Source organism: Sedimentimonas flavescens (assembly GCF_025154035.1).
Classification (GTDB): domain Bacteria; phylum Pseudomonadota; class Alphaproteobacteria; order Rhodobacterales; family Rhodobacteraceae; genus Rhodobacter; species Rhodobacter flavescens.
Genome location: NZ_JAOALJ010000002.1, coordinates 346,397 through 371,490 on the forward strand (window position 1 = coordinate 346,397; position 25,094 = coordinate 371,490).

Genomic DNA, 25,094 nt, shown 5'->3' on the forward strand with positions numbered 1-25,094 from the left:
GGCCCGAGGGGGCAGCGCCCCCTTTCCCCGGCCTCAGCCGTAAACCATCACCCGGTCGCCCGCGCCGACCACGAACTTGCGCACATTCCGAAACCCCGGCGGATCTTTCTCGGCCAGCACCTGGAACGGCCGCTGCGGCAAGATCAGCGCACGGCGCAACCGCGTCGCCCCATGATCCTCTCCCGCCCCCGAGAACGGATCGAGCCGGAACACCTGCCGCTCGGTCTCACTGAACCAGCCCTTCTCGACCTCGACCCGCTCGGCCTCCAGCTCCTCGATGGCCCAGGCCAGCGCCCAATCCTCGCCGGCGGGCGCACGGGCATCTTCCAGCACCTCCCGGATCGGCCCGCTCTGCAAGGTATAGGCCGAGGAATACATCGGCCCCAGATGCATCCGGCGCAGCCCCTTGGGGTGCAGATCGCCGAAATCGGCATCAAAGCCCTTGGCAATGGTGATCAGCTTCAACCCGCCCACCGACTGCGCCATCAGATGCGCGCGCACCTGCTCCCACCGGCCAATGTCCTTGGGCAGGGCGGTGCGGCCGCTATCCTCGACATCAAGAATATAGACCACCGGCACATTAAGCTGGCTGTCATAAACCGCCCAATGCAGCTTGTAGGCGCGCCGCCCGCGCGGCAGATCGCCCCGCCACTCGGCCACCGGATGCATCTGCGCCCAGAACTGCCCCCCTGCTGCCAGCGCCTCGTAGTAAAGCCGCTGGCTCAGGGCGAATTGCAGATCGGTCGGCACCGCGCGCTCTCCCACGATGCGGCGCACCATGCGATCCTTCAGATCCTCGACCCCGGCCATTCCCGCCAGCGTCCCGGCAGCCTGCGCTGCGTCATTGGCCATCGAGACCAGTTCCTGAAAGATCGGAAAGCCGCTCTCATGCAGGTCAATCGTCAGGTGCCGCCGCGCGGGCCCGACAATCCGGCCCGCGATCAGGTATTTCAGCGAAAGCGCCCGGAACGTCGCCGCCACCGCCTCGGCATAGCCCGCAAGGATCGCCGTATCCGAGCCCGGCAACTCCCCCTCCATCTGCCGGGCCACACCCGACATGATCCGGGTGATACGCTCGAACTTGGCAAAGTAACGCCGGGCGGCGAATTCGTCCTTCAGGACGTGATGATCGTTGGTCAGATCGGTCTTGGGCACTTAGCCACCGTAGAGGTTCTTGTCGTGTTTTTCGACAATCTCGGCGAAACGACGGGCGAACCGCTCGTCTGCCTTCGCCTTCTGCTCCAGCACCTTGCGCGCAAAGACCATATGGCCCTCATGCGCCTCCAGCATCTCGGCCATCTTCGAATTGGTCGCGGCGCCAATCCCGGCCATGGCGGTCTGCGCCTCCTGATCGGTCTGCACACCGATCTCATTGATCCGGTGCGCGATGTCCTGCTGCTGCGCGGTCTTGAGCGACTTGGTCAGCGCATCGTACAGCACCACGCGCTGCTGCGTGTCGGTGGCCAACTTGTTGATCAGCACCATCTGCGTGGCGGCCTGGTTGGTCAGGCTGTCCACCCAGGTCTTGCCCTTCTCGATATAGCGCTCCAGCGTCTGCGACTTGGCCAGTTTGACCTGCTCGTCCTGCACCATGGCGTTGTAGCGCTGGTTCAAAGCAGCCAGCTCGGTCTCCAACCGGGTGCGCGCCGCCGCGTCCTGCTCGACCGAGATCTTGTTCTCCAACTCGATGATTTTCGGGTCAATCGCCAGAATCTCGGCGCGCACGGTCTCCAGATCGGCCACGGTGGTTTCGCGATCCGCCAGCGTTGCCGACAGATTGGTCTCGACCTTGCCCTTCTGATCGTTCAGCACCGCCAGCTGCCCTTCAAGCAACTTGACGATCGTGTCGGACTTGGCGATCAGATCCTGCAGTTTCGCGTCGATCGAGGCCGCCCGCAAACGCTCTGCCCGCATCGCCTCGGATTTCTGCCGGGCGAACATGCCGACAAAGCTCTCCCAGCCGGTCTTGGTGCGCAACTCCTCGAAATCGCGCGAGAAACCGGCTGTCACATCGTCGAGCCCCATGATCAGCTCGGCGATATTGGCGTTCATCGCATCGGCATGGGCCTGCACATCCGCCAGCGTCGCGTTCTCGATATCCAGCGCAAACTGCTCACCCGCGTCGGCCTTGGCTTTCGCCGCCTCGATCCGCGAGGTCATCTCGGTAATGCGCGCCTGCGCCTCCGCCACCTGCTTCTGGCTTTGCTCAATCTGCGCGTCGAAACCGGCCATCGCACCCTCCGATGTTAATCACTTTCACAAATCTGGGGAGGCCTCGCCGCAATTTCCAGACCCCGCCACCGAAAGGCTACCGAAAACCGCTCCGCCCCGCCACAGCTTTCGGTTGCACCTCCGCCCTCATCGCAGCTAGCCTTGCGCCATGGACCTGAACACCCTGATCAAACTGGAGATCGACTCGCGCCGCGACGAGCTTGTCGCGCTGACGCAAGACCTGATCCGCATTCCCACGCTCAACCCGCCGGGCCGGCATTACCGCGAGATCTGCGACTACCTCGCCGAGCGCCTCGCGCGGCAGGGCTTCCAGGTCGAGCTGATCCGCGCCCATGACGCGCCGGGCGACAGCGACACCTACCCGCGCTGGAACCTCGTCGCCCGCCGCGAAGGCGCGGCACCGGGCGATTGCGTGCATTTCAACTCGCATCACGACGTGGTCGAACTCGGACACGGCTGGACCCGCGATCCCTTTGGCGGCGAGATCGAGGGCGACCGAATCTACGGCCGCGGCGCTTGCGACATGAAGGGGGGCCTCGCCGCCTCGGTCATCGCCGCAGAGGCCTTCATCGCCGCCTGCCCCGACTATCACGGCGCCATCGAGATCTCGGCCACCGCCGACGAGGAATCGGGCGGCTACGGCGGCGTAGCTTACCTCGCAACCAAAGGCTACTTCGCCCCCGAGCGCGTCCAGCACGTCATCATCCCCGAACCGCTGCACAAGGATCAGATCTGCCTCGGGCATCGCGGGGTCTGGTGGGCCGAGATCGAAACGCACGGTCGTATCGCTCATGGCTCGATGCCCTTCCTCGGCGACAGCGCGATCCGGCATATGAGCGCGGTTCTGACGGAAATGGAGGAAACGCTCTACCCGCTCCTGGCCTCCAAACGCACCGAAATGCCGGTGATCCCGGAAGGCGCGCGCCAGTCCACGCTCAACGTCAACGCGATCCACGGCGGCGCGCCCGAGCAAGCGCCCGACTTCACCGGCCTTCCCGCCCCCTGCGTGGCCGACCGCTGCCGCATCGTCATCGACCGCCGCTTCCTGATCGAAGAACAGATCGACGAGGTGAAATCCGAGATCACGGCGATGATGGAGCGCATCCGCGCCCGCCGCCCGGGCTTCAGCTACGAGATTCGCGACCTGTTCGAAGTGCAACCCACCATGACTGACCGCGACGCCCCGGTCGTGCGCTCGACCGCCGCCGCGATCGAGGCCGTGCTGGGCCGTGAGGCTGCCTATGTCGTCAGCCCGGGCACCTATGACCAGAAACATATCGACCGCATCGGCCGGCTGAAAAACTGCATCGCCTATGGCCCAGGCTTGCTTGAACTCGCGCACCAGCCCGACGAATGGGTCGGCATTACCGATATGGCGGATTCGGCCAAGGTCATGGCGCTGGTGCTTGCCGAACTGCTCGCGCCCTGACCCTTTCTTCTTGGCCCAAATACCTCGGGGGTGAGGGGGCAGCGCCCCCTCTTCTCAGATCAACCCCTGATCGCGGAACAGTGCCTTGATGTCGCTCTCGGGCCGCGCGCCGAAATGGCTGATCACCTCGGCCGCCGCGATGCAGCCCATCCGCCCGGCGGTCTCAAGGCTCTGCCCTGTCGCGTAGCCATACAGGAACCCGGCCGCGAACTGATCGCCCGCCCCGGTCGTATCCACCGGGACCATGCGATGCACCGGCACCTCGACCCGCTCATCTCCGCGCAGGATCAGCACATCGGCGCCCGAGCGCGTGCAGACCACCAGCCCACATTCCGAGGCTGCCTGCGCCAGCGCACTCTCCAGATCGGTCTGGTAGAGCGAGGCCCATTCGTGCTCGTTCCCGATCACGTAATCCATCTGCTCGCGCACAAGGCGACGGAAATCGGCGCGGTGCCGATCCACACAGAACGGGTCCGACAGCGAAATCCCCGCCTTGCCGCCGCCGCGGTGACACCCCTGCGCGGCCTTCAGGAACGCTGCCTTGCCGTGATCCTTGTCGAACAGATAGCCCTCAAGGAACAGAAGCTCGGCGTTCTCGACCACGTTCAGCGACACATCCTCGGTCGAGACCTCGGCAGAGATCCCCAGATAGGTATTCATCGACCGCTCGCCATCCGGCGTCACGAAGATCATCGAGCGCGAGGTGGGCAGATCGGCCTTGGGCACCGGGCGGTTCGGGAAATCCGTCCCCTCGCCATTCAGCGCAACCTCGTAGAACCGACCCAGTGCATCGTCACGCACACGGCCGATATAGGCAGCGCTCAGGCCCAGATTCCCCAGCCCCGCGATCGTGTTCCCGACCGAGCCGCCGGGCGCCTGCGTGCGATCCTTCATCGCGGCATAAAGCGTTTCGGCGCGCTCGCGCTCGATCAACTGCATGATGCCCTTCTCGATCCCCATCATCTCGAGAAAGCTGTCGTCGCATTGCGCGATCACATCGACGATGGCGTTGCCGATCCCGACAACCTGATACTTCTTCACAGGGTCTTCTCCTCGAACTGGCACAGGTCACGGATGTGACAGGCACCGCATTTTGGCTTGCGCGCGACGCAGATATACCGGCCGTGTAGGATCAGCCAGTGATGCGCGTGGCGCTGGTATTCGACGGGCACGTTATCCTCGATGGCGCGCTCAACCACATCGACATCCTTGCCCGGGCATATGCCCGAGCGGTTGCCGACACGAAAGATATGCGTGTCCACCGCCTGCGCCGGATGGCCCCACCACATGTTCAGCACCACATTCGCCGTCTTGCGCCCGACGCCCGGCAGGCTGACCAGCGCGGCGCGCGACGAAGGCACCTGACCATCGAACCGCTCGACCAGGATCCGGCTCAGCTTGATGACATTCTTGGCCTTCTGCCGAAAGAGGCCAATGGTCTTGATATGCTCGGTCAGGCCTTCCTCACCAAGCGCCAGCATCTTTTCGGGCGTATCGGCAATGGGCCACAACGCGCGGGTGGCCTTGTTCACGCCCACATCGGTGGCCTGCGCCGAAAGCGCAACGGCGACCAGAAGGGTGAAGGCATTGGTGTGCTCAAGCTCCCCTTTCGGGTGGGGCTCGCCCGCCTCAAACCGGCGGAACACCTCTTGCATGTCTCTATATTCAAGCTGTCTGACCATGGCCTTGCTATGCCCGCCCCGACCGTCTCGGGCAAGAGGTGGAGCGCGCGAAACCGCAGCTTTCGGGTCGCAAGGCGGCCACGCGCGCCCTAGAATAGGGGCAAGGAGGCCCCATGACCCACGCCCAGTCCGAAGAGCAAAGCTACCACTATCGCGTCATCGCCCGCGCGCTTGAGGCCATAGACTGCGCACAGGCGTCGGGCGAACCCCTGCCGCTGGCCGCCCTCGCCGCGCGACTGGGAATGAGCGAGGCGCATTTCCAGCGCCTCTTCTCGGCCTGGGTCGGGGTGTCGCCCAAACGCTACCAGCAATATCTCAGCCTATCGCTCGCGCGCGAGATGCTGGCCCGCCGACTGCCCCTCGATCAGGTGGCCGAGGGCGCGGGTCTTTCGGGCACCGGGCGGCTGCATGACCTGATCCTGCGGTGGGAAGCGATGACACCGGGCGAGTTCGCGCGCGGCGCGGCGGGGTTGACGATCCGCTGGGGCCGCTTCCCCTCGCCCTTCGGCGAACTCATCGCCATGGCGACCGAGCGCGGCCTCTGCGGGATGGCCTTCACCGCCGAGATGGGGTTCGAGGGCGCCTTCGCCGATCTGGTCCAGCGCTGGCCCGGCGCCGAGTTGCGCGAAGACCCCGAGGCGATCCGGCCCTGGGTCGAGGCAGCGCTTTCGGGGCGCGGCGACGCACCGCTGACGCTGATCGGCGCGCCCTTCCAGATCAAGGTCTGGGAGGCGTTGCTCTCGATCCCCTCGGGGCAGGTGACGACCTATTCCGACATCGCCGAGGCGATCGGCGCCCCCCGCGCGGTGCGGGCCGTGGGTACGGCGGTCGGGCGCAATCCGATCTCGTTCCTGATCCCCTGCCACCGGGCCCTGCGCAAATCCGGCGCGCTTGGTGGCTACCACTGGGGCCTGCCCGTCAAGCGCGCCATGCTGGCCTGGGAGGCCGCGCGCGCCGAGGCTGCGGAACCCGCACTCGCCCAGTTGTGATGCGCAGAATACCGCCGCTCGCGCAGATATTATGAAACAATCCTTCGCGCTTCGCGTAATAAGTCGGAGACGCCCCCATGCGGGGCCAAGACGAAGGCAGTTACATGAAAAAATCACACCTCCTGCTTCTCGGCGTTCCCGGCATCGCAGCCCTCAGCGCCTGTACGCCGACCGACGGCACCTACAATCCCAACCAGAACCGCAACACCGGCGCGGTGACCGGCGCCCTGATCGGCGGCGTTCTCGGCGCAACGGCCGACGGTGACGAGCGCCTGACCAAGACTTTGGCGGGCGCGGCCGTGGGCGGCATGATCGGCGGCGTGATCGGCAACCAACTCGACAAGCAGGCGCAAGAGCTGCGCCGCGACCTCGACACCAACGGGGTTTCCGTCGTCAACACCGGCTCGGAGCTGGTCGTGACCATGCCGCAGGATGTGCTGTTCGCCATCGACAGCTCGGCCGTGCGCCCCGACCTGCAGCGCGACCTTTACACGCTCGCCGGCAGCCTGAACCGCTATCCCGACACCACCGTCGAGGTCATCGGCCACACCGACAACACGGGCGATGCGCGCTACAACCAGCGCCTGTCGCAGGATCGCGCCAACTCGGTCGCGAATATCCTGATCGGGGCCGGAGTGCCGCGCCACCGCGTCGTGGCCTATGGCCGTGGCGAGGATCAGCCCATCGCCTCGAACCTGACCCCCGAGGGCCGTTCCCAGAATCGTCGGGTCGAGTTCATTATCCGCCCGAACAGGTAAGCGGCGGACCGACAACCTTGAAGGCCGGGCTTTGCCCGGCCTTACTATTTTACCGATTTTCATTGCCCGCCCCGAAATGCGGTCATACATTTTGACCACAGGGGGGAAAGATGCCATTTCAGAAAATCGAGTCCGAGAAGCTGGCCTCTGCCGTCGTCCGGCAGATCGAAGGCCTGATCCTGCAGGGTATCCTGCGGCCCGGCGAACGGTTGCCATCCGAGCGCGAACTGTCAGAGCGGCTGGACGTCTCACGCCCGTCGCTGCGCGAAGCCGTCGCAGAGTTGCAAGAGGTCGGGCTGCTGACCACGCGCGCCGGATCGGGGATTTTCGTGGCGGATGTCTTGGGGTCGGCCTTCTCCCCCGCGCTGATACGCCTGTTTGCCCAGAACGATCAGGCGGTTTTCGACTACCTCTCCTTCCGCAAGGATATCGAGGGCATGGCCGCCGAACGCGCGGCGCGGCTCGGCTCCGACACCGATCTCGAAGTGATCGACACGCTGTTCCGGCGCATGGAGGCAGTGCATTCCAAGCGCAACCCTGCCGATGAGGCCGCGCTGGATGCGCTGTTTCACATGGCCATCGTCGAGGCCAGCCACAACGTCATCATGCTACACATGATGCGCGCGATGTTCGATTTGCTGCAGGAGGGGGTGTTCTATAACCGCCAGGTCATGTTCCGCAATCGCCCGACGCGCGATGCGCTGTTGGAACAACACCGCGCCATCAACACGGCCATCCAGGCGCGCGACGGCGCGGCGGCGCGGGCAGCGGTGGCAACCCATATGGAGTTCGTCGAAACCGCGCTGCACGATCAGCGAAAGGCCGAACGCCACGAGGCGCTGGCGCAGTTGCGCCTAAGACATCAGTCCGAAAAGACATAAAAAAAAACCCGGCCACGAGGCCGGGTTTTTCATTCATGTATCTGTCGCTCAGTGCATACGCGTTTCGACATCGGCGATGGCGGCGTCGATCATGCCAGCCTTGTCCTTCGCCGAGATCTGCTTGGCCATGACCTCGCCCGCAGCGGCAATCGCCACCAGCACGGCACGGTCCTTGACCTCTTTCAGCGCCGAAGCTTCGGCAGAGGCGATCTGATCCTCGGCCGCCTTCAGGCGACGCGCGATCGAGTTGCGCAGATCGGCCTTGGCCTGCTCGGCCGCGGCTTGGGCGTCACGCTTGGCGGCAACCACGATCTCGTCGGCCTGCGCCTGAACCTCACGGGCCTTGCGCTCATAGGTGGCCAGGATCGACTGAGCCTCCTCACGCAGTTCCCGCGCGTCTTCGAGGTCGGCCTTGATGCCAGCGGCGCGCTTGTCGAGCAGCTTGCCCAGCATCCCCGGAACCTTGGCCTTCAGGACCACGGCAACAAAGATCAGAAACGCGATCGTGACGACGAAGTCGGTGTTGCGCAGCGAGAAGAACGGACCGGATGCGGCCAGAGCGGGCTGCGCGGCGAGAATGAGGAGGAACGAAAGTTTCTTCATCATCTTACCCCTTCAGCCGTGCGCCGACAGCCTCGGCCAGAGCGGACGCGTCAGCCTTGCCACCCAGAGTCGACACGATCTCGGCAGCGGTGTCCCGGGCGACGGCTTCCACCGCCTCCAGCGCACCGGCGCGGATTTCGGTGATCCGGGCTTCGGATTCCGCAGCACGCGCCGAGATTTCGGCATCTGCCTTGGCGGTCGCCACATCGAGTTCCTTCTGGATCTCGGCGCGGGCTTCCCCAACGATCTTCTGGGCCTGGGCGCGGGCATCGGCGAGCGCCTTTTCATAGGCTGCCTCGGCGTCCTTGGCCTTCAGCTTGTAGTCTTCCGCAGCCGCGAGATCACCGGCGATGGTCCCCTGACGATCTGCCAGAACCGCAGCGATGCGCGGCAGGGCGATGCGCGACAGCACCCAATAGATCACGACCAGAGTCACCAGGAGCCAGAAGATCTGGTTCCCGAAGGTCGAGAAATCGAGTTGCGGCATGCCAGCGGACTCAGCGGCGTGACCCGCAGCTTCCGCTGCAACGGCACCCGCGTCATGCGCCATGTTGGCCGCTTCGTGTTCGTTAGCCATGTCGTCCCCCTGGACCCTTCAATTACCGGATGGACCCATTAGGTCCATCCGACCGCAAGGATGCGAAAAGGGATCAGACGGCGAACATGAGCAGAAGCGCGACGAGGAACGAGAAGATCCCCAGGGCTTCCGCGAACGCGATGCCGATGAACAGCGTGGCGGTCTGGCCAGCGGCGGCCGACGGGTTACGCAGAGCGCCCGACAGGAAGTTGCCGGCAACGTTGCCCACACCGACAGCAGCCCCACCCATGCCCATGCAGGCCAGGCCAGCGCCGATGTAAGCACCCATTTGAACGATATCGCCTTCCATGTTCGTACTCCTTGAGGTTGGAATTGGCAGAATTGGTTTTCGAGGATCCCGGACCTTAGTGGTGCGGATGCAGAGCGTCGCGCAGGTAGACGCAGGTCAGGATCGTGAAGACATAGGCCTGGATGAAAGCCACCAGGATTTCGAGGCCGTACATCGCGGTGATCGCCAGGATCGACAGCGGGGTCACGACAATGCCGATACCCGACATGAGGATCAGCGGAGCGAAGGCCGCGAACACTTTGATAACGGCGTGGCCGGCCATCATGTTACCCGCAAGACGGATGGAGTGGCTGACCGGACGCACGAAGTAGGAGATCACCTCAATCAGCGCGAGCACCGGGCGCAGCGCCAGCGGCGCCGAGCTGACCCAGAACAGGCTCAGGAAAGAAGCGCCGTTCTTCACGAAGCCCACCACGGTCACGGTCACGAAAACCAGAACCGCCAGCACGGCCGTCACGGCGATGTGCGAGGTGGGGGTGAAGGCCTTGGGCAGCAGCCCGAGGAAGTTCGAGAACACGATGAAGAGGAACAGCGTGAAGATGTAGGGGAAGAACTTCAGCCCGTCCTTGCCAGCCACGTCTTCAACCATCTTGTGGATGAAGCCATAGGCAAGCTCGGCGACCGATTGACCGCGCGAGGGCACGATGGCTCGGCCACGGGTGCCCACGACCAGCATCAGAATGATGCCGACAACACCCAGAACCATCCAAAGCGAAGCGTTGGTGGGGGTGTACCAGTGGACCGGCCCCTCACCGAAGAGAGGCTTCACGATGAACTGATCCATCGGGTGGAACATCAGGCCTTCGCCGCTAGCTTCCGACACGTCTATCTTCCCTCTTCATCGGCTGCATTCGCAGCCGGGCGTTCCTTGTTCATCTCTTCGGCGGATCGCAGCATCACCCGCACCCCCGCCACGAGTCCAAGGATCGTAAACAGCAACATCATCCAGGGCTGCGTGCCGATCAGCACATCAAGCCCATATCCGATGCCGAAGCCGATCCCCAGCCCCGAAACCATCTCGATCACCATTCGCCAGGCAAGGTTCGCCTGCGCGGCTTTGGTATCGACCCGCGGCTTGGGCGCCCGCGCCGCTTTCGCCTCTGCCAGCCGTTTCTCCAGCGCCTCAAGGCGGTCGGGATCAGGCTCGTCAGAGGGACGATCGGACATGGGCGGCCCCCGCTTAAACTCTCGAGCTTGATAGACGTCACACCCGCGTGAGTCAACGCCGTTAGCGCCAGCGCGAAAGCTATCCAACCCACTGATATTAAAAGAATTTCAAAATGCCTTCATCGCGCAACTGCCGGCCACCAAGCAAATCCGGCCAAAATCGCACATTCAACCGATTGGTTGACGTTTTTTCAAGCCTGCCCCATGACTTGTGCATGACCAGCGACGCCGCCTCCCCGCTCGATGCCATTTTCGCCGCCCTTGCGGACCCGACACGGCGCGCCATCCTGACCATGCTGCTCGAAGACGACATGGCCGTCACCGACGTGGCCGAGCCCTTCTCGATGTCGCTCGCCGCGATCTCCAAGCACCTCTCGATCCTGGCCGACGCCGGTCTGATCACCCAGGAAAAGCGCGGGCGGGTGAAATGGTGCAAGCTAGAGCCCCACGCCCTGCGCGACGCGACTATCTGGATCCAGGGCTTTGGCCAGTTCGAACCCATCGACCTCGACGCGTTCGAGCGGTTCCTCGAAGCCGAACTGGGCAGTCCCGATAGCCCCTGACCCTTCAATGTGGGTAAAATATCCTCGGGGGTGAATTCGGCGCAGCCGAAGAGGGGGCAGACAGCCCCCTGCCCCGCTTACCGCCCGTGGCTACGGCCATATCCGCTCGTCGCTGGCTGCGCCCAACCTGCTGGCGGCGCTGATGGCCGAAACACTTCAACCAGCAGTGGATAGCAGTGCGCCGCGTCCGAGGAGTGCTCGGCCGAGCAATCCCCTCCCGGGCAGGCCGAGAGTGCACCCAACAGGTCGATCTCGGCGAAGAACTCCATATAATCCCCAGGGCGCACCGGAGAGGCCTTCATGAAGTACTGCCCGGTCTCGCGTGTGAAGCCCGTGCACATGAAGACGTTGAGCACGTCATGCACATGGCGCTCGGCCTCGGGCAAGGACAGCCCACGCGCATCGGCCAGCGCCCGGGTGAGGTTCGAATGGCAGCAATGATGATACTGCCCGCCGTCCGACAGCAGGCAATGCGTATAGGGATCGCAGCGCGTCCCGATCACGTCATGGACCGAGCCGCCGAAAGCATCGAAACCATACCAATCCAGCGTGTCCTCGGTGATCGTCGCCATCGGCCGCAGGGTCGGAAAGGACGACCAGAGCCTATCCCCGGTGCTCAGATGCGTGCCATGCAGCGCCCGCGTTTTGCCCGAATAGAACCGCTCGGACAGATCCGCCGACCATAGGTTCAGATCGCCCACCTGCGGTCCCTCGACGGAAACGATGCGAAAGAAATTCCCGGCGGGAACCTCGAAACAGCTTGCCTCGCGCGGCGGAACGATCACCTCGGACGTCTTCTCCCAACCCGCTCGCGCGGCGCGATAGGCGGCAAGATCGGGGCCGGGCAGCGCATCCACCGGATAACAGATCACCGGGGCGATGGCACGGCGCGCCTCGGCATCGGCGGGCGGAGCATGTTCGGGATGGACAAGTTTCATGGCGATTCCTTTTGCGCCATCGTGCCCGTCGCCTCGGAAAAGAAAAGCCCCGGAACCGAGGCTCCGGGGCTTTCCGTGAATTTCGTTCAGGGCTCAGGCTGCCGAGTAATAGCCATACATCTGCTCAAGCGGGGTTTCGCCGGGCAGATCGGAACCGGCGCTCACCAGTTTGGCCTCGGGGGTGTAATACGCGTAGGCTTCTTCGAGGACCTGCAGGGCTTCCTGTGCGAGGTCACGCTCCGACTTCTTCACGAACTTAAGGACAGTCATCTTGGAACTCCTTGCTGCACGAGTTCCTCCCTACCGCCCATTTAGGACCGCTTGACGCGAGAGGAAAGCCCTGATGCCGCAAGCGTGATATGAATTTTCTGCAATGCAGCATAAAGGCCATAACGCAACAAAAAGGCCCCGGAGACGCTCCGGGGCCTAAATATTGTGTCCGAGCGCCAGATCAGACGTGGCGGTTGATCATCATGCGCTTGATTTCGGCGATCGCCTTGGCGGGGTTCAGGCCCTTCGGGCAGGTCTTCGCGCAGTTCATGATGGTGTGGCAGCGATACAGCTTGAAGGGGTCTTCAAGGTTGTCCAGACGCTCGCCGGTGGCCTCGTCGCGGCTATCGATGATCCAGCGATAGGCGTGCAGCAGAGCCGCCGGCCCAAGGTATTTGTCGCCGTTCCACCAGTAGCTCGGGCACGAGGTCGAGCACGAGGCGCACATAACGCATTCATAAAGACCGTCGAGCTTCTTGCGGTCTTCGATCGACTGGCGCCATTCCTTGGCCGGACGGTTCGTCTTGGTCTCAAGCCAGGGCATGATCGAGGCGTGCTGCGCGTAGAAGTGGGTCAGGTCCGGGATCAGGTCCTTGACCACCGGCATATGCGGCAGCGGGTAGATCTTGACGTCGCCCTTGATCTCGTCGAGGCCGTAGATACAGGCCAGCGTGTTGATCCCGTCGATGTTCATCGCGCAGGACCCGCAGATCCCCTCGCGGCACGAGCGGCGGAAAGTCAGGGTCGGATCGACCTCGTTCTTGATCTTGATGAGCGCGTCCAGAACCATCGGGCCGCACTTGTCCATGTCGAGGAAATAGGTGTCGACCCGCGGGTTTTCACCGGTGTCCGGGTCCCAGCGGTAGATCTGGAACTTGCGGACATTCTTGCCTTCCGGCTTCGGCCAGGTCTTGCCGACGCGGATTTTCGAGTTCTTGGGAAGCGTGAACTGAACCATTTTCGATCCCTTCGTATCCTAGCGGGAATAATACGGCCGCGTCGGGAACTGGCCGGATTTGTTATATACGCAGCGGTTATAGGCGTTGGACGGATCGCCGCCCATCATCGTCGAGACCTGCAGCTTCATGTCGATGTCGTAGACCGCGCGGTCCTGGTTGACACCGATCTTGGCCTCGCCGCTGACCGGGCGGAGCATGTCGCGGCATTGGGCCTCGGCCTGATCCACCGGGATCGGCCCACAGGCCGCGAGCGCAAGCGCCCCCGCGGCCAAAAGCCCATATGCCAGCCCTTTCGCCATCAGAAGGTACGCGCCTTGGGCGCGATCTTCGCGAGGCTGATGCCGCCTTCGGCTTCGGTGGTCAGCGGATCGACGATGACCGGACGGTAGGTCAGGTCGACCTTGTTGCCGTCCACGCGCATCACCGAGTGCACACGCCAGTTTTCGTCGTCGCGGGTCGAATGATCTTCCGAAGCGTGGGCGCCGCGCGATTCCTTACGGGCCTCGGCGCCAACGATGGTCGCCAGCGCATTCGGCATCAGGTTCGTCAGCTCCAGCGTCTCCATCAGGTCCGAGTTCCAGATCAGCGAACGGTCGGTGACCTTCAGATCCGAGAGCTTGGCGGCGATGGCGGTCATCTTCTCGACGCCTTCGGCCAGGGTCTTGTCGGTGCGGAACACGGCGGCGTCGGCCTGCATGGTTTTCTGCATCTCAAGGCGCAGATCGGCGGTCGGGATCGAACCCGTGGCGTTGCGCAGACCGTCGAAGCGATCGAAGGCCTTGTCCACCGACGCCTGGTTGAGCGCGCCGTTGCGGGCCTTGGGATCGACAACCTGACCGGCGCGGATCGCGGCGGCGCGGCCGAAGACTACGAGGTCGATCAGCGAGTTCGAACCGAGACGATTCGCACCGTGCACCGAGGCGCAACCGGCTTCGCCCACGGCCATCAGGCCCGGAACGACTGCGGTCGGGTTCGCTGCGGTCGGGTTCAGCACCTCGCCCCAGTAGTTGGTCGGGATACCGCCCATGTTGTAGTGCACGGTCGGCAGAACCGGGATCGGCTCTTTGGTCACGTCCACACCGGCGAAGATCTTCGCCGATTCCGAGATGCCCGGCAGACGCTCGGCCAGTGCTTCGGCCGGCAGGTGCGACAGGTTCAGGTGGATGTGGTCGCCATGCTCGCCCACGCCGCGGCCTTCGCGGATTTCCATGGTCATGCAGCGCGAGACATAGTCACGCGGCGCCAGATCCTTGTAGTGGGGAGCGTAACGCTCCATGAAGCGCTCGCCTTGGCTGTTGGTCAGGTAACCGCCCTCGCCGCGCGCGCCCTCGGTGATGAGGCAGCCCGAGCCGTAGATGCCGGTCGGGTGGAACTGCACGAATTCCATGTCCTGCAGCGCAAGGCCCGCACGGGCCACCATGCCGCCACCGTCGCCGGTGCAGGTATGCGCCGAGGTCGCCGAGAAATAGGCGCGGCCGTAACCGCCGGTGGCCAGAACGACCATCTTGGCGTTGAAGACGTGGAAGGTACCGTCGTCGAGCTTCCAGCAGACCACGCCCTGGCACACGCCGTCATCCGACATGATCAGGTCGATAGCAAAGTACTCGATGAAGAACTCGGCGTTGTTCTTGAGCGACTGGCCATAGAGCGTGTGCAGGATCGCGTGACCGGTGCGGTCGGCCGCGGCGCAGGTACGCTGCACGGGCGGGCCGTCGCCGAATTCGGTGGTGTGGCCACCGAACGGACGCTGGTAGATCTTGCCTTCTTCGGTGCGCGAGAACGGCACGCCGTAGTGCTCAAGCTCGTAAACCGCCTTGGGAGCTTCGCGCGCGAGGTATTCCATCGCGTCGGTATCGCCCAGCCAGTCCGACCCCTTGACGGTGTCGAACATGTGCCACTGCCAGCTGTCCGGGCCCATGTTGCCAAGCGAGGCGGCGATGCCGCCCTGCGCCGCCACGGTGTGCGAGCGGGTCGGGAAGACCTTGGTTACACAGGCCGTGCGCAGGCCCTGTTCCGCCATGCCGAGGGTAGCGCGCAGACCCGCGCCGCCCGCGCCCACGACCACGACGTCATATTCATGCGTCTCGTAAGTGTAAGCTGCCATCTGTCTGGTCCTGTCTCAGTGCATGGCTTCGAAGAGGAAGCCGACCATCGTCAGCTTGGCCAGCGCGTAGAGCGCGACAGCGATGACGATGTAGGAAATGGAAGAAGCGAGGATGATCAGCGCCTTGCGGGTGGGGCCCTGGGCGTAGTCCTCGATCATCATCTGCGCACCCTTGGCGAAGTGGCGCATGCCGACGAACACGGTCAGCGCGGTCAGGATCGCCGGGAAGGGATGCGAGAAGGTCGCGATCACGCCTTCGGCCGGCTGGCCGAGCGCGCGCCCGAACACGATGACGAAAACCGGGATCAGGAAAGCGAGCGCGACCGAGGTCACGGTCATGAACCAGTGGTGCTCGGTGCCGGTGTGGGCCGCGCCCTTGCCTTCGGCGCGCTTGCGGGCGGTCAGGTAACGCATGGGGATGCTCCTCAGACCAGAATGAGAGTGATGATGGTCAGAACGACCGAACCGACGATCATGCCCATGCCGAGCTTCTCGGCCGTCTCGATGTCGAGGCCTTTACCGGCGTCGAAATACAGGTGACGCAGGCCGGCGAGGTAGTGATACCACAGTGCCCAGGCCGACAGGGTGAAGATCAGGTCGCCGAACCACGAGGTGGCCACGGCATTCGCCATTTCGAAATATGCAGGGCTCGTCGCCGCCGCGAGCAGCCACCACACTGCCAGCAGAACGCCCACGATGAGCGCATTGCCGGTGATCCGCGTCAGGATCGAGGTGAAAGACGTCAGCTGCGGGCGGTAGATCTGCAGATGGGGGGAAAGGGGCCGTTCAACCCGTTTCACTTCAGCCATTTTGGGTCCCTCTGTCGCTAGGCCCCGATCTGAGGCGCTGCCTGAGGTGGCTGCGCGGTCGGGGTTGGCCGGAATTGCGCTTTCTCAATAACGCAATTTTTGCGCAAGTCACGCAAAGAGAATAGAGGAAATGCCCATTTCGGTGCATTGAATGCGGAAAATTGGCATTTGTGATCACGAATTTTCAGGCCGTGATCACATGTTGCCGCTATCAGACCCGACGGCGCCGCAGGGTGAGTCTCTGGCCCCCGCGACCCGGCAAGAGAACGGCGCCCGCCGGAAACGGACGCCGAAAAAGCCCGAAAAACCCGCGCCTCGCGATCAGATCGGCATCAGCGCCCAATAATCGAGGTCAAGCAGCACCTCGGGGGCGTATTTGCCATCTTCGCCCTTGTAGGCGAAAGGCGCGGCGCCCTGCTTGGTTGCCACCAGCCGCAGCCGGATCGCGCCGACGCCCGGCGCACCCGTCTCAGCCTTGTCGAGCACCTCGGACCAGGCCTTGATCGTGTCGCCCGCAAAGCACGGGTTGGCATGGGCGCCGCCGTTCAGTGCGACGATCATCTGCGCGTTGGCCAGCCCGTTGAACGACAGCGCGCGCGCCATCGAAATGACATGGCCGCCATAGATCAGCCGCTTGCCATCCTCGCGGAAGGTCGCGTCAAAATGCACCTTGGCGGTGTTCTGCCACAGGCGCGTGGCGATCATGTGCTCGGCCTCTTCGATGGTGACGCCATCGACGTGGTCGATCTTTTCGCCCACCTCGTAATCGCCCCAGCGATGCGGCTCGCCCGCCAGTTCGAAATCGTAGTTCGAGAAATCGAGCCCGGTCGGCACCACCAGATCCTTAGGGTCCACGACCTTGGCGAGGTTCGGCACCACCGCCTCGGGCGCAGGGGCCGACAGATCGCCTTTGCGCACCATGACCCAGCGAACATATTCCATGACCTTGTGGTCATACTGATTAAGACCCGTGGTGCGGACATAGACCACGCCCGACTTGCCGTTCGAGTTCTCCTTGACGCCGATCACCTCGCTTTCCGAGCGCAGCGTGTCGCCCGGATAGACCGGGCGCAGCCAGCGGCCTTCGGCATAGCCAAGGTTCGCGACCGCGTTCAGCGAGACATCCGGCACGGTCTTGCCGAAGACCACATGGAAGGCCGCCAGATCGTCGATCGGGGCCGAGGGCAGACCGCTGACACGGGCGAACTCGTCGCTTGAATAGAGCGCGCTGCGCGCCGGGTAGAGCGCGTGATACATCGCCCGCTCGCCCCCCGAGACGGTGCGCGGCACGGCGTGGCGGATCACCTGCCCGACCTTGTAATCCTCGAAAAAGCGGCCCGGATTGGTCTTAGCCATCATTGTTCTCCCAGTTTGAGGTCGGGGTGATAGTCCCCCGGCACGACCTTGGTGACGGCCTGCGCGCAACGCATCACGCCCTTGCCCGCGTCATAGGCATAGGACGGGTCGCCATGCAGCTCCCATCCCTTGGACAGGGCCAGCGAGACCTTGTGGCAGAAGGCCGAGGTGTCATCGTCGGTCAGAAGGCGGTAGAGTTTCATCGCATCACCCGAATGCAGGATAGCCAAGAGCGTAGTGCACCCCGGCGATAGCGCCGTAGACGACCAGCGCGCCGATGGCGGCCATCGCCTCTTTCTTCGCCGGAACCGGCTTGGGCGGCGTCCAGCCGGGCGCAGCGCGGTTAATCAGTACCATCTCCAGCACAGCCCAGAGGGCGAGGCCGCCGAACAGCACGAAGCTGGGCACATCGCCGTTCACCAGCAGATGCGCCACCGACCACAGGATCATCGCGCTCAGCATCGGGTGGCGCATCTTGCGCGCCACCGCCGTCTGCATTCCCGCCGCGGCAAACAGATAGACCGAGGCCAGCATCAGCAGGTTGTTGATCCCCGCAAGCGGCGCCGAGCGCCCCCAGAAGATCGCCCCGTCGGCCGCGCGGTAGCCCACCACCATCAGCAGCACGCCCACCAGAACCAGCCCCGCGACCATCGGGCGTTCGGCCCCCTTGAGGTTGCGGTGAAAGCCCGGAACGATACGTTTTGCCAGATGCGGCAGCGCCCACAGCAGGACGCCAAGGATCAGGATAGCCATAATTTGCCCCTCAGTTGCTCAGAGCGGCAATCGCCTCCGCTTTCGCGAGAACCTGCCGCGCGGTCACGATATGCAGGTTTTCGACGATCTTTCCATCCACGACCGCAACGCCAAGGCCCTGTTTCTCGGCCTCTTCGAACGCCGCGATCTGGCGCTGCGCCAGGTCGATCTCGGCTTCCGAGGGCGCAAAGGCCGTGTTGGCGATCTCCAGCTGCGCCGGGTGGATCAGCGACTTGCCATCAAAGCCCATGTCGCGGCCCTGATCGCACTCGAACTTGAGACCCTCTTCGTCCTTGAAGGCGTTGAAGACCCCATCGACGATAATCTTGCCATAGGCCTTGGCGGCCAGCAGGCACTGACCCAGACCCGCCATCATCGGCAGGCGGTCGGCGCGGAAGCGGCTTTGCAGTTCCTTGGCGAGGTCATTGGTGCCCATCACCATGCCCTCAAGCCGCGGATGCGCGGCGATCTCGGCGGCGTTGATCATGCCAAGCGCAGTCTCCATCATCGCCCAGAGCGGAACGCCCTGGATCAGATCGGCGACGGCATCGAGGTCGGCGGTTTTCGACACTTTCGGGATCAGGATCGCATCGACCTTGGCGCCCTCGCGGATCGCGGCGGCAAAGGCCAGGATGTCATCGCGGCCCCATTCGGTATCCAGCCCGTTGACCCGCACGATGCGGGCGCGCTGACCATAGTCGGCCTCTTTGAGCGCCTTGGCGAGGGTAGAGCGCGCATTGACCTTCTCATCCACCGCAACGGCGTCTTCGAGGTCGAAGATGATCGCGTCGCAGGCAAGGCCGGTCGCCTTTTCCAGCGCGCGCTCTTTCGAGCCGGGAATATACAGAACCGAGCGGTAGGGGCGGGCAGTCATGATTCTCTCCTCGCAACAATCTTTCGCCAAAGAGCATACACGAGACAGAATCGGCAAGCCCAGAAATGCCGCAATGCAGAATTACGTCAGCATCTCAGGCCAGAATCGCGCCCCAGAGCAGCTTGGCAGAGATCAGCAAGAGCGCCCAGGTGACCAGCTTGTAGAACATCTCATGCGGGATGATCCGCACAAGGCGCACTCCCAGGAAGACCGAGACCGCGGCCGGGATCGCCAGCACCAGCGCCAGTTTCAGGCTGCCCAGGTTGAGCTGCCCAAGGGCCGCATAGGGGATCAGCTTGATTGCGTTGACCCATGCAAAGAGAATGGTCGAGGTGCCGGCGAATACCGTGCGCGGCAGGTTCAGCGGGATCGTATAGGCCTGATAGGGCGGTGCGCCGGAATGGCTGATGAAGCTGGTGAAGCCGGTGATCGCGCCCCAGAACATCCCCGGCCCAACCTTCGGCTCGGCCGCTGCGCCCAGTCTTGGCCGCAGGATCGCGTTCAGCGCGAAGACCACACCGATGAGGCCGACAAGGCCGGTCGAGACGCGCTCGGGCACATAAGATGCCGTGGCCCAGCCAATCCCCACCCCGATCGCCGTGGCAGGAACCATGATCTTCAGCACGCGCTTGTCGAATTCCTTGCGGTAGGCGATCAGCCCGAACATGTCCGACACGATATAGACCGGCAGCAGCAGGCCCGCCGCCGCAACCGGGTTCATCACCCCCGCCAGCAGCGGCACCGAAAGCGAGCTGACCATCGGCAGGCCGCCCTTGGCCATGCCGACCGAGATGGCGGCCAGCACCGCCATCGCCCATCCCCAACTGTCCAGATCCATCGGCCCCCGCAGAGAATCGGCCCCGAAACGCGGGGTCTTTTGGTTTGGTAAAAGACCGGGAGCGGTTTGACAGGGGGCTTTCTTAAAAATTTTAGCGCCACCACGAACGAATATTTCGGTGCACAATGGCATACAATTGCACCGTTAGCGCCGCAGCTGCCCACCCCGCCCTTGCCAGACTGGTCGCAAAGGGCTAACCCATGCCGCGTCAGCTCAACCCAACCCACCTGACTTTGGAGGAATTCCATGGCCCGACCCAAGATTGCCCTTATCGGTGCCGGTCAGATCGGCGGCACGCTCGCCCATCTCGCCGCGATCAAAGAACTCGGTGACGTCGTTCTGTTCGACATCTCCGAAGGCACGCCCCAGGGCAAAGCCCTCGACATCGCCGAATCCGGTCCGTCCGAAGGCTTCGATGGCACCTTCAAAGGCACCAACGATTACGCCGACATCGCCGGCGCCGACGTCTGCATCGTGACCGCGGGCGTTCCGCGCAAGCCGGGCATGTCGCGCGACGACCTGCTGGGCATCAACCTCAAGGTCATGAAGTCGGTTGGCGAAGGCATCGCCAAGCACGCCCCGAACGCTTTCGTGATCTGCATCACCAACCCGCTCGACGCGATGGTCTGGGCGCTGCAGCAGTTCTCGGGCCTGCCGGCCGAGAAAGTCGTCGGCATGGCCGGCGTTCTGGACAGCGCGCGCTTCCGCCACTTCCTGGCGACCGAATTCAACGTCTCGATGCGCGACGTCACCGCCTTCGTTCTGGGCGGCCACGGCGACACCATGGTTCCGCTGGCCCGCTACTCGACCGTTGCCGGCATTCCGCTGCCGGACCTGGTCGAAATGGGTTGGACCACGCAAGAGAAGCTCGACGCGATCATCCAGCGCACCCGTGACGGCGGCGCCGAGATCGTCGGCCTGCTCAAGACCGGCTCGGCCTTCTACGCCCCGGCCACCTCGGCCATCGAAATGGCGGAAGCCTATCTGAAAGACCAGAAGCGCCTGCTGCCCTGCGCGGCCTATGTTGATGGCGCCTTCGGCCTGAACGGCATGTATGTCGGCGTTCCCACCATCATCGGCGCCGGCGGCATCGAGAAGATCGTGGACATCAAGCTCAACAAAGACGAGCAGGTGATGTTCGACAAGTCGGTCGATGCGGTCAAAGGCCTCGTCGCGGCTTGCAAGGGCATCGACCCGTCGCTGGCCTGATCGCCGATCAGCGGTTACAGTGGAAGGCGCACCCCCCGGGTGCGCCTTTTGCATTTAAGCCTTTGCATTTCGTGAGGAGAACCCGCCATGCGCCGCCTGCTGCTCGCCACGGCCCTTGCCATCCTGCCCATTCCGGCCCTCGCGGGCACCGGCCTGAGCGCCGAGATCGGCGAAACCGGCATCACCGCCACACTCGCCCGCCTTTCGGCCCTGCCCACGCCCACCGATGAGGAACGCTTTGCCATCGGCGGGCTTGAATTTCTGGCCGCGCTGGAGCGCGTCTACCAGCTGCGCTGGCAGGTCGGCATGGGGCGCGGCATGGACATGATATTCGGCATGGCCGGGCAGCTTGGCAACAACCCCAACCCGCGCCAACTCGACCCTGCCGAGATCACCGCGATCCTCGACGACACGCTTGCCGGGATGGAGCGCGCCCGCGCCGCGCTGGCCGATCTTCCCGACGACAGCGCCTTCGGGTTCGAGCTTGATTTCGCCGATCTGTGGCTCGATGCGGATGGCGACGGCAAGCGCGGTCTGGCGGAATCGCTCAGCGACATCGCGGGGCCGGTACTCTTTGGCTGGCAATGGCAAGAGCGCCAGCAGACCCAAGGCGCGCTGCCCGCCGTGCGTTTCGACGCCGCCGATGCGCCCTGGCTTGCAGCCTATACACATCTCATCTCCGGCACGACGCAGATGATCCGGGCCTATGACCCCGCCCCAGCGATTGCCCGGGTAGGTGAGGCAAGCGCGATCTTGCGCAAGAAAGACAACGAGTCCGATCCCTACGGCTATTCGAACTTTATCGACATGTTCGCGATCGTCGATGGCACGCTGCGGCACGAACCTGACGCTACGCGCACCCTCGCCGCGCGCGATCACTACCTGTCGATGGTGTCCGAGAACCGCCGCTTCTGGGCGCTGGTGGCGCAGGAGACGGACAATGACCGCGAATGGATCCCGAATGACGCCCAAGTTTCGGCTACCGGGCTGACCTTCCCCAAAGGGATCAGCGCCAGCTGGCTTGCGGTGCTCGACGATGCCGAGGGGCTGCTGACCGGCCGCCTTGCCGCGCCCTATCCGAAAGACATCTTCTTTGGCCGCGCCACCACGCAGGTGCCACCCGGCCTCGATATATCGAAGCTCTTCACCGAGCCGCGCCCGGTCGATATCGTCGGCTGGTTCCAAGGTTGGGCCGCCCTGCCCTATCTGAGCGATGCCCCCCAGGTCACCGCGCAGAACATGCTGCAATTCGAGCGCCTGGTGTCGGGCGAGGCACCGCTGTTCATGGTGTTTCTGAACTGAGCATCAACGGCGCGGGGTCGAAGCCCAGCCGGTCGTGCAACTGGTCGATCAGTTCGGCCTGATGAACCACCAGCGCGCGGTCGAAAGCCGCAGGGCTCAGATCCACGCGCGCGCCGAACAGTTCCGTCACCGTTGCCTCGATCCCCGTTTCGCCGCGCGTGAGCATCCCGCGCGCTTCCAGAGCCTCGGCCTCGGGCTTGCGCAGCCCGAGCACCTTCCACCATAGCCGCGCCAGCCCCTCGGGGTTGCGCACCCGCCGCGCGGCCGCCGCCATCTGCGCCAGACGCGGCGCGCCATGGGGGATTGGCTGACCGCGGACCTCTGTCGTGGCCCGTCGCAGCATCTTGAGAATGTAATGCAGCGGCGTCAGCCCGTCGAAATGGCGCAGCCGCGCATTATACGAGGGCCGATAAGGCAGTGTGTTGCGGCTATCATCCCAATGGGCCAGCGGATAATGCACGCCGATCACCCGCCCTTCGGCGGCGCGAGTACAGCTTTTGCCCGCCGAATGCGCCGCCACGCCTCGGTTGAGAAACCGCGCCCGGTCGCCGTAGATCTCGGCGCCGTCATCCTCGAAATCGGGCCAAGGCGAACGGAAGACACCTTCGAACAAAGCGCGCGGGCGGCGGTGCAGAAAGCAACGCTCCTCTACCTCAAGCTTGATCCAGGCCTTCTCGGGGCCTGCGGAGGCCAGATCAAGCGCGAAGGACCGGTGTGGATGCACGAATTCGTCGGCGTCGCAATGAACCAGCCAGTCCAGCCCCGCCTCGGCCAGCGCACGCGTTGCATTGTATTTCTGCCGCGTTTCGTGTCGCGCGGGCCGGAGCGCTTTCCAGCCGCGCACCCATCCATCATCGCCGGAATGGCGCAGCACAACGCCGGGAACACCGCGCAGCAGCGCCTCGGTCTCGGGGTTCGGCCGGTCCAGGAAAACATGCACCTCTCGCGCGCCGACCGCGAGGTGATGCGCCACGAATGCAGCCGCCAGCGCAGGAGGTTCGTCGATCGTGGCAACCACTCCCCAACTGGGCAGAACAGCGGTTTCGGGCATCGTTTTCTCGTGCATTTCTTGGCCACGGCGACTTTCGCACCGCCCGCCCAGAGGCGCAACCCGAGTCGCTATCGCTCGCAGGCAATGCTGCACTGCGGCATTTGTGATCACACTTTTTCAGCCTGTGATCACAAAGTGCAATTTTCTGCTGATACAGGGCTTCGAGGCGCATTTATCGTTTTGTTACGGGGGCCGAATATGCCACTAAACCCTCCAAATCGCACCAGCATGGGACAACTGCCATGAACATTCATGAATATCAGGCGAAGCAGCTCCTCAAGAGCTACGGCTGCCCGGTCTCCGACGGCCGCGTGGTTCTCAAGGCGGAAGACGCCAAGACCGCCGCGGGCGAACTCGACGGCCCGCTGTGGGTCGTGAAGTCGCAAATCCACGCGGGTGGCCGCGGCAAGGGCAAGTTCAAAGAGCCCGAAGCCGGCGAGAAGGGCGGCGTGCGCCTGGCCAAGTCGGTTGCTGAGGCGGCCGAACTGGCCCGCCAGATGCTTGGCAAGACCCTGGTGACGCACCAGACCGGCCCGGCCGGCAAGCAGGTCAACCGCATCTACATCGAAGACGGCTCGGACATCTCGCGCGAACTTTACCTCGCGCTGCTGGTTGACCGCGGCTCGTCGCGCGTCTCGGTCGTGTGCTCGACCGAAGGCGGCATGGACATCGAGGAGGTCGCTGCCTCGACCCCCGAGAAGATCCTGACCCTGACCATCGACCCGGCCGTGGGCTACATGCCCTACCACGGTCGCCGCGTGGCCTTCGCCCTCGGCCTCGAAGGCGGTCAGGTCAAGCAGATGACCCAGATCCTCGGCAACATGTACCGCGCCTTCATGGACAAGGACATGGAGATGCTCGAGATCAACCCGCTGATCGTGATGACCGACGGCAACCTCAAGCTGCTCGACGCCAAAGTGGGCTTCGACAACAACGCGCTCTACCGTCACCAGGACATCATGGAGCTGCGCGACACCACCGAGGAAGACCCCAAGGAACTCGAAGCGTCGAAGTTCGACCTGAACTACATCGCGCTCGACGGTGAGATCGGCTGCATGGTGAACGGCGCGGGTCTGGCGATGGCCACCATGGACATCATCAAGCTCTACGGCGCTGAGCCGGCGAACTTCCTCGACGTTGGCGGCGGCGCCACGAAAGAGAAAGTGACCGAGGCCTTCAAGATCATCACCTCGGATCCGAACGTCAAAGGCATCCTCGTGAACATCTTCGGCGGCATCATGCGCTGCGACATCATCGCCGAGGGCGTGATCGCCGCGGTGAAGGAAGTCGGCCTGCAGGTTCCGCTCGTTGTGCGCCTCGAAGGCACCAACGTCGAGCTCGGCAAAGAGATCATCAAGAACTCGGGTCTGAACGTGATCGCGGCGGACAACCTCGCCGACGGCGCCCAGAAGATCGTGAAAGCGGTGAAGGGGTAAGCCT

The 25,094-nt window shown here is 63.9% G+C and carries 30 protein-coding genes; 8 read left to right on the forward strand and 22 right to left on the reverse strand.

The genetic code is table 11. The features are described 5' to 3' along the window. Positions 1-33: 33 nt before the first annotated feature. Complete coding sequence (locus N3C64_RS05035) at positions 34-1,155, reverse strand: hypothetical protein (RefSeq protein WP_260012500.1); 1,122 nt, start codon at positions 1,153-1,155, stop codon at positions 34-36. After that, on the reverse strand, positions 1,156-2,232 hold the full coding sequence (locus N3C64_RS05040; protein WP_260012502.1) for a coiled-coil domain-containing protein: 1,077 nt from the start codon (positions 2,230-2,232) through the stop codon (positions 1,156-1,158). Positions 2,233-2,380: 148 nt separating this feature from the next. On the opposite strand from N3C64_RS05040, the gene N3C64_RS05045 reads away from it, so the two are divergent. Continuing rightward, positions 2,381-3,661 (forward strand): acetylornithine deacetylase/succinyl-diaminopimelate desuccinylase family protein, encoded by a 1,281-nt coding sequence (locus tag N3C64_RS05045; RefSeq protein WP_260012503.1) that lies wholly within the window; start codon positions 2,381-2,383, stop codon positions 3,659-3,661. Positions 3,662-3,715: 54 nt separating this feature from the next. Here the strand turns inward: N3C64_RS05045 and N3C64_RS05050 are convergent, their stop codons facing one another. Both N3C64_RS05050 and nth read right to left on the reverse strand, forming a co-directional pair. Next, positions 3,716-4,702 (reverse strand): adenosine kinase, encoded by a 987-nt coding sequence (locus N3C64_RS05050; RefSeq protein WP_260012504.1) that lies wholly within the window; start codon positions 4,700-4,702, stop codon positions 3,716-3,718. Beyond that, positions 4,699-5,343 carry an endonuclease III gene (gene nth, locus N3C64_RS05055; RefSeq protein WP_218628706.1) on the reverse strand — a complete coding sequence of 215 codons (645 nt, stop codon included), beginning with the start codon at positions 5,341-5,343 and terminating at the stop codon, positions 4,699-4,701. Before nth ends, N3C64_RS05050 begins: the two co-directional genes overlap by 4 nt. Positions 5,344-5,456: 113 nt before the next feature. Between nth and N3C64_RS05060 the strand changes: the two genes are divergently transcribed. From N3C64_RS05060 to N3C64_RS05070, 3 genes are all read left to right on the forward strand, one after another. After that, positions 5,457-6,332 carry a methylated-DNA--[protein]-cysteine S-methyltransferase gene (locus N3C64_RS05060; protein ID WP_260012505.1) on the forward strand — a complete coding sequence of 292 codons (876 nt, stop codon included), beginning with the start codon at positions 5,457-5,459 and terminating at the stop codon, positions 6,330-6,332. Positions 6,333-6,436: 104 nt separating this feature from the next. Continuing rightward, complete coding sequence (locus tag N3C64_RS05065) at positions 6,437-7,090, forward strand: YiaD family glycine zipper/OmpA-like lipoprotein (RefSeq protein WP_260012507.1); 654 nt, start codon at positions 6,437-6,439, stop codon at positions 7,088-7,090. Between the two features lie 110 nt (positions 7,091-7,200). Continuing rightward, positions 7,201-7,971: a FadR/GntR family transcriptional regulator gene (locus tag N3C64_RS05070; protein ID WP_218628709.1), complete on the forward strand. Its 771-nt coding sequence runs from the start codon at positions 7,201-7,203 to the stop codon at positions 7,969-7,971. Positions 7,972-8,019: 48 nt separating this feature from the next. Here N3C64_RS05070 and N3C64_RS05075 read toward each other — a convergent pair whose 3' ends face one another. The 5 genes from N3C64_RS05075 to N3C64_RS05095 form a co-directional block, all read right to left on the reverse strand. Next, complete coding sequence (locus N3C64_RS05075) at positions 8,020-8,574, reverse strand: F0F1 ATP synthase subunit B (protein ID WP_218628994.1); 555 nt, start codon at positions 8,572-8,574, stop codon at positions 8,020-8,022. 4 nt (positions 8,575-8,578) lie between these two features. Continuing rightward, entirely contained in the window at positions 8,579-9,151 is a 573-nt protein-coding gene (locus N3C64_RS05080; RefSeq protein ID WP_375546094.1) for a F0F1 ATP synthase subunit B', read from the reverse strand. Positions 9,152-9,224: 73 nt separating this feature from the next. Continuing rightward, positions 9,225-9,461, reverse strand: coding sequence for a F0F1 ATP synthase subunit C (locus N3C64_RS05085; RefSeq protein ID WP_009157477.1), 237 nt, complete (start codon positions 9,459-9,461; stop codon positions 9,225-9,227). Between the two features lie 55 nt (positions 9,462-9,516). Continuing rightward, positions 9,517-10,257: a F0F1 ATP synthase subunit A gene (locus N3C64_RS05090; RefSeq protein WP_218628996.1), complete on the reverse strand. Its 741-nt coding sequence runs from the start codon at positions 10,255-10,257 to the stop codon at positions 9,517-9,519. A 29-nt stretch (positions 10,258-10,286) separates the two neighbouring features. Next, positions 10,287-10,628: an AtpZ/AtpI family protein gene (locus N3C64_RS05095; protein WP_218628710.1), complete on the reverse strand. Its 342-nt coding sequence runs from the start codon at positions 10,626-10,628 to the stop codon at positions 10,287-10,289. 215 nt (positions 10,629-10,843) lie between these two features. Here N3C64_RS05095 and N3C64_RS05100 point away from each other — a divergent pair, with 215 nt between their 5' ends. Next, positions 10,844-11,191, forward strand: a complete 348-nt coding sequence (locus tag N3C64_RS05100) for an ArsR/SmtB family transcription factor (RefSeq protein ID WP_260012512.1) — start codon at positions 10,844-10,846, stop codon at positions 11,189-11,191. A gap of 77 nt (positions 11,192-11,268) precedes the next feature. On the opposite strand, the gene N3C64_RS05105 is transcribed toward N3C64_RS05100, so the two are convergent. From N3C64_RS05105 to N3C64_RS05160, 12 genes are all read right to left on the reverse strand, one after another. Beyond that, positions 11,269-12,129 carry an urea carboxylase-associated family protein gene (locus N3C64_RS05105; protein ID WP_260012514.1) on the reverse strand — a complete coding sequence of 287 codons (861 nt, stop codon included), beginning with the start codon at positions 12,127-12,129 and terminating at the stop codon, positions 11,269-11,271. 93 nt (positions 12,130-12,222) lie between these two features. Then, positions 12,223-12,399, reverse strand: coding sequence for a hypothetical protein (locus N3C64_RS05110; RefSeq protein WP_260012515.1), 177 nt, complete (start codon positions 12,397-12,399; stop codon positions 12,223-12,225). Positions 12,400-12,580: 181 nt separating this feature from the next. Next, positions 12,581-13,357 carry a succinate dehydrogenase iron-sulfur subunit gene (locus tag N3C64_RS05115; protein WP_218628714.1) on the reverse strand — a complete coding sequence of 259 codons (777 nt, stop codon included), beginning with the start codon at positions 13,355-13,357 and terminating at the stop codon, positions 12,581-12,583. 18 nt (positions 13,358-13,375) lie between these two features. Continuing rightward, complete coding sequence (locus N3C64_RS05120; protein WP_218628715.1) at positions 13,376-13,657, reverse strand: hypothetical protein; 282 nt, start codon at positions 13,655-13,657, stop codon at positions 13,376-13,378. Further along, on the reverse strand, positions 13,657-15,462 hold the full coding sequence (gene sdhA, locus N3C64_RS05125; protein ID WP_218628716.1) for a succinate dehydrogenase flavoprotein subunit: 1,806 nt from the start codon (positions 15,460-15,462) through the stop codon (positions 13,657-13,659). Before sdhA ends, N3C64_RS05120 begins: the two co-directional genes overlap by 1 nt. A gap of 15 nt (positions 15,463-15,477) precedes the next feature. After that, positions 15,478-15,876, reverse strand: coding sequence for a succinate dehydrogenase, hydrophobic membrane anchor protein (gene sdhD / locus N3C64_RS05130; RefSeq protein WP_218628717.1), 399 nt, complete (start codon positions 15,874-15,876; stop codon positions 15,478-15,480). 11 nt (positions 15,877-15,887) lie between these two features. After that, a complete protein-coding gene (gene sdhC, locus N3C64_RS05135) occupies positions 15,888-16,271 on the reverse strand; it encodes a succinate dehydrogenase, cytochrome b556 subunit (RefSeq protein ID WP_218628718.1) in 384 nt (127 codons plus the stop codon). Positions 16,272-16,592: 321 nt separating this feature from the next. Continuing rightward, positions 16,593-17,627, reverse strand: coding sequence for a MaoC family dehydratase (locus tag N3C64_RS05140; protein WP_260012527.1), 1,035 nt, complete (start codon positions 17,625-17,627; stop codon positions 16,593-16,595). After that, positions 17,627-17,830, reverse strand: a complete 204-nt coding sequence (locus N3C64_RS05145; protein WP_218628720.1) for a DUF1737 domain-containing protein — start codon at positions 17,828-17,830, stop codon at positions 17,627-17,629. The genes N3C64_RS05140 and N3C64_RS05145 overlap by 1 nt, the downstream gene beginning before the upstream one ends. Before the next feature lie 4 nt (positions 17,831-17,834). Continuing rightward, entirely contained in the window at positions 17,835-18,380 is a 546-nt protein-coding gene (locus tag N3C64_RS05150; RefSeq protein WP_260012529.1) for an NnrU family protein, read from the reverse strand. A gap of 10 nt (positions 18,381-18,390) precedes the next feature. Next, a complete protein-coding gene (locus tag N3C64_RS05155) occupies positions 18,391-19,254 on the reverse strand; it encodes an HpcH/HpaI aldolase/citrate lyase family protein (RefSeq protein ID WP_260012531.1) in 864 nt (287 codons plus the stop codon). A gap of 94 nt (positions 19,255-19,348) precedes the next feature. Beyond that, positions 19,349-20,086, reverse strand: coding sequence for a sulfite exporter TauE/SafE family protein (locus tag N3C64_RS05160; RefSeq protein WP_260013090.1), 738 nt, complete (start codon positions 20,084-20,086; stop codon positions 19,349-19,351). A gap of 252 nt (positions 20,087-20,338) precedes the next feature. On the opposite strand from N3C64_RS05160, the gene mdh reads away from it, so the two are divergent. Together mdh and N3C64_RS05170 are read left to right on the forward strand one after the other, a co-directional pair. Beyond that, positions 20,339-21,301: a malate dehydrogenase gene (mdh, locus tag N3C64_RS05165; protein WP_218628723.1), complete on the forward strand. Its 963-nt coding sequence runs from the start codon at positions 20,339-20,341 to the stop codon at positions 21,299-21,301. Positions 21,302-21,388: 87 nt separating this feature from the next. Further along, on the forward strand, positions 21,389-22,603 hold the full coding sequence (locus tag N3C64_RS05170) for a hypothetical protein (RefSeq protein WP_260012532.1): 1,215 nt from the start codon (positions 21,389-21,391) through the stop codon (positions 22,601-22,603). Here the strand turns inward: N3C64_RS05170 and N3C64_RS05175 are convergent. Further along, complete coding sequence (locus N3C64_RS05175; protein WP_260012533.1) at positions 22,584-23,654, reverse strand: glycosyltransferase family 2 protein; 1,071 nt, start codon at positions 23,652-23,654, stop codon at positions 22,584-22,586. The genes N3C64_RS05170 and N3C64_RS05175 overlap by 20 nt on opposite strands. Before the next feature lie 242 nt (positions 23,655-23,896). On the opposite strand from N3C64_RS05175, the gene sucC reads away from it, so the two are divergent. Further along, on the forward strand, positions 23,897-25,090 hold the full coding sequence (gene sucC, locus N3C64_RS05180) for an ADP-forming succinate--CoA ligase subunit beta (protein ID WP_218628726.1): 1,194 nt from the start codon (positions 23,897-23,899) through the stop codon (positions 25,088-25,090). Positions 25,091-25,094: the final 4 nt, after the last annotated feature.

Excerpts from the sequence above, each read along its gene's own strand:
- N3C64_RS05045 (WP_260012503.1), top strand. The coding sequence starts at position 2,381 with ATGGACCTGAACACCCTGATCAAACTGGAGATCGACTCGCGCCGCGAC.
- sdhA (WP_218628716.1), bottom strand. The coding sequence starts at position 15,462 with ATGGCAGCTTACACTTACGAGACGCATGAATATGACGTCGTGGTCGTG.
- N3C64_RS05110 (WP_260012515.1), bottom strand. The coding sequence starts at position 12,399 with ATGACTGTCCTTAAGTTCGTGAAGAAGTCGGAGCGTGACCTCGCACAG.
- N3C64_RS05040 (WP_260012502.1), bottom strand. The coding sequence starts at position 2,232 with ATGGCCGGTTTCGACGCGCAGATTGAGCAAAGCCAGAAGCAGGTGGCG.
- N3C64_RS05175 (WP_260012533.1), bottom strand. The coding sequence starts at position 23,654 with ATGCCCGAAACCGCTGTTCTGCCCAGTTGGGGAGTGGTTGCCACGATC.
- N3C64_RS05140 (WP_260012527.1), bottom strand. The coding sequence starts at position 17,627 with ATGGCTAAGACCAATCCGGGCCGCTTTTTCGAGGATTACAAGGTCGGG.
- N3C64_RS05070 (WP_218628709.1), top strand. The coding sequence starts at position 7,201 with ATGCCATTTCAGAAAATCGAGTCCGAGAAGCTGGCCTCTGCCGTCGTC.
- N3C64_RS05065 (WP_260012507.1), top strand. The coding sequence starts at position 6,437 with ATGAAAAAATCACACCTCCTGCTTCTCGGCGTTCCCGGCATCGCAGCC.
- N3C64_RS05170 (WP_260012532.1), top strand. The coding sequence starts at position 21,389 with ATGCGCCGCCTGCTGCTCGCCACGGCCCTTGCCATCCTGCCCATTCCG.
- sdhC (WP_218628718.1), bottom strand. The coding sequence starts at position 16,271 with ATGGCTGAAGTGAAACGGGTTGAACGGCCCCTTTCCCCCCATCTGCAG.
- N3C64_RS05105 (WP_260012514.1), bottom strand. The coding sequence starts at position 12,129 with ATGAAACTTGTCCATCCCGAACATGCTCCGCCCGCCGATGCCGAGGCG.
- N3C64_RS05080 (WP_375546094.1), bottom strand. The coding sequence starts at position 9,151 with ATGGCTAACGAACACGAAGCGGCCAACATGGCGCATGACGCGGGTGCC.
- N3C64_RS05120 (WP_218628715.1), bottom strand. The coding sequence starts at position 13,657 with ATGGCGAAAGGGCTGGCATATGGGCTTTTGGCCGCGGGGGCGCTTGCG.
- sdhD (WP_218628717.1), bottom strand. The coding sequence starts at position 15,876 with ATGCGTTACCTGACCGCCCGCAAGCGCGCCGAAGGCAAGGGCGCGGCC.
- nth (WP_218628706.1), bottom strand. The coding sequence starts at position 5,343 with ATGGTCAGACAGCTTGAATATAGAGACATGCAAGAGGTGTTCCGCCGG.
- N3C64_RS05090 (WP_218628996.1), bottom strand. The coding sequence starts at position 10,257 with ATGTTCCACCCGATGGATCAGTTCATCGTGAAGCCTCTCTTCGGTGAG.
- N3C64_RS05115 (WP_218628714.1), bottom strand. The coding sequence starts at position 13,357 with ATGGTTCAGTTCACGCTTCCCAAGAACTCGAAAATCCGCGTCGGCAAG.
- N3C64_RS05060 (WP_260012505.1), top strand. The coding sequence starts at position 5,457 with ATGACCCACGCCCAGTCCGAAGAGCAAAGCTACCACTATCGCGTCATC.
- N3C64_RS05100 (WP_260012512.1), top strand. The coding sequence starts at position 10,844 with ATGACCAGCGACGCCGCCTCCCCGCTCGATGCCATTTTCGCCGCCCTT.
- N3C64_RS05145 (WP_218628720.1), bottom strand. The coding sequence starts at position 17,830 with ATGAAACTCTACCGCCTTCTGACCGACGATGACACCTCGGCCTTCTGC.
- sucC (WP_218628726.1), top strand. The coding sequence starts at position 23,897 with ATGAACATTCATGAATATCAGGCGAAGCAGCTCCTCAAGAGCTACGGC.
- N3C64_RS05150 (WP_260012529.1), bottom strand. The coding sequence starts at position 18,380 with ATGGCTATCCTGATCCTTGGCGTCCTGCTGTGGGCGCTGCCGCATCTG.
- N3C64_RS05095 (WP_218628710.1), bottom strand. The coding sequence starts at position 10,628 with ATGTCCGATCGTCCCTCTGACGAGCCTGATCCCGACCGCCTTGAGGCG.
- N3C64_RS05075 (WP_218628994.1), bottom strand. The coding sequence starts at position 8,574 with ATGAAGAAACTTTCGTTCCTCCTCATTCTCGCCGCGCAGCCCGCTCTG.
- N3C64_RS05085 (WP_009157477.1), bottom strand. The coding sequence starts at position 9,461 with ATGGAAGGCGATATCGTTCAAATGGGTGCTTACATCGGCGCTGGCCTG.
- mdh (WP_218628723.1), top strand. The coding sequence starts at position 20,339 with ATGGCCCGACCCAAGATTGCCCTTATCGGTGCCGGTCAGATCGGCGGC.
- N3C64_RS05155 (WP_260012531.1), bottom strand. The coding sequence starts at position 19,254 with ATGACTGCCCGCCCCTACCGCTCGGTTCTGTATATTCCCGGCTCGAAA.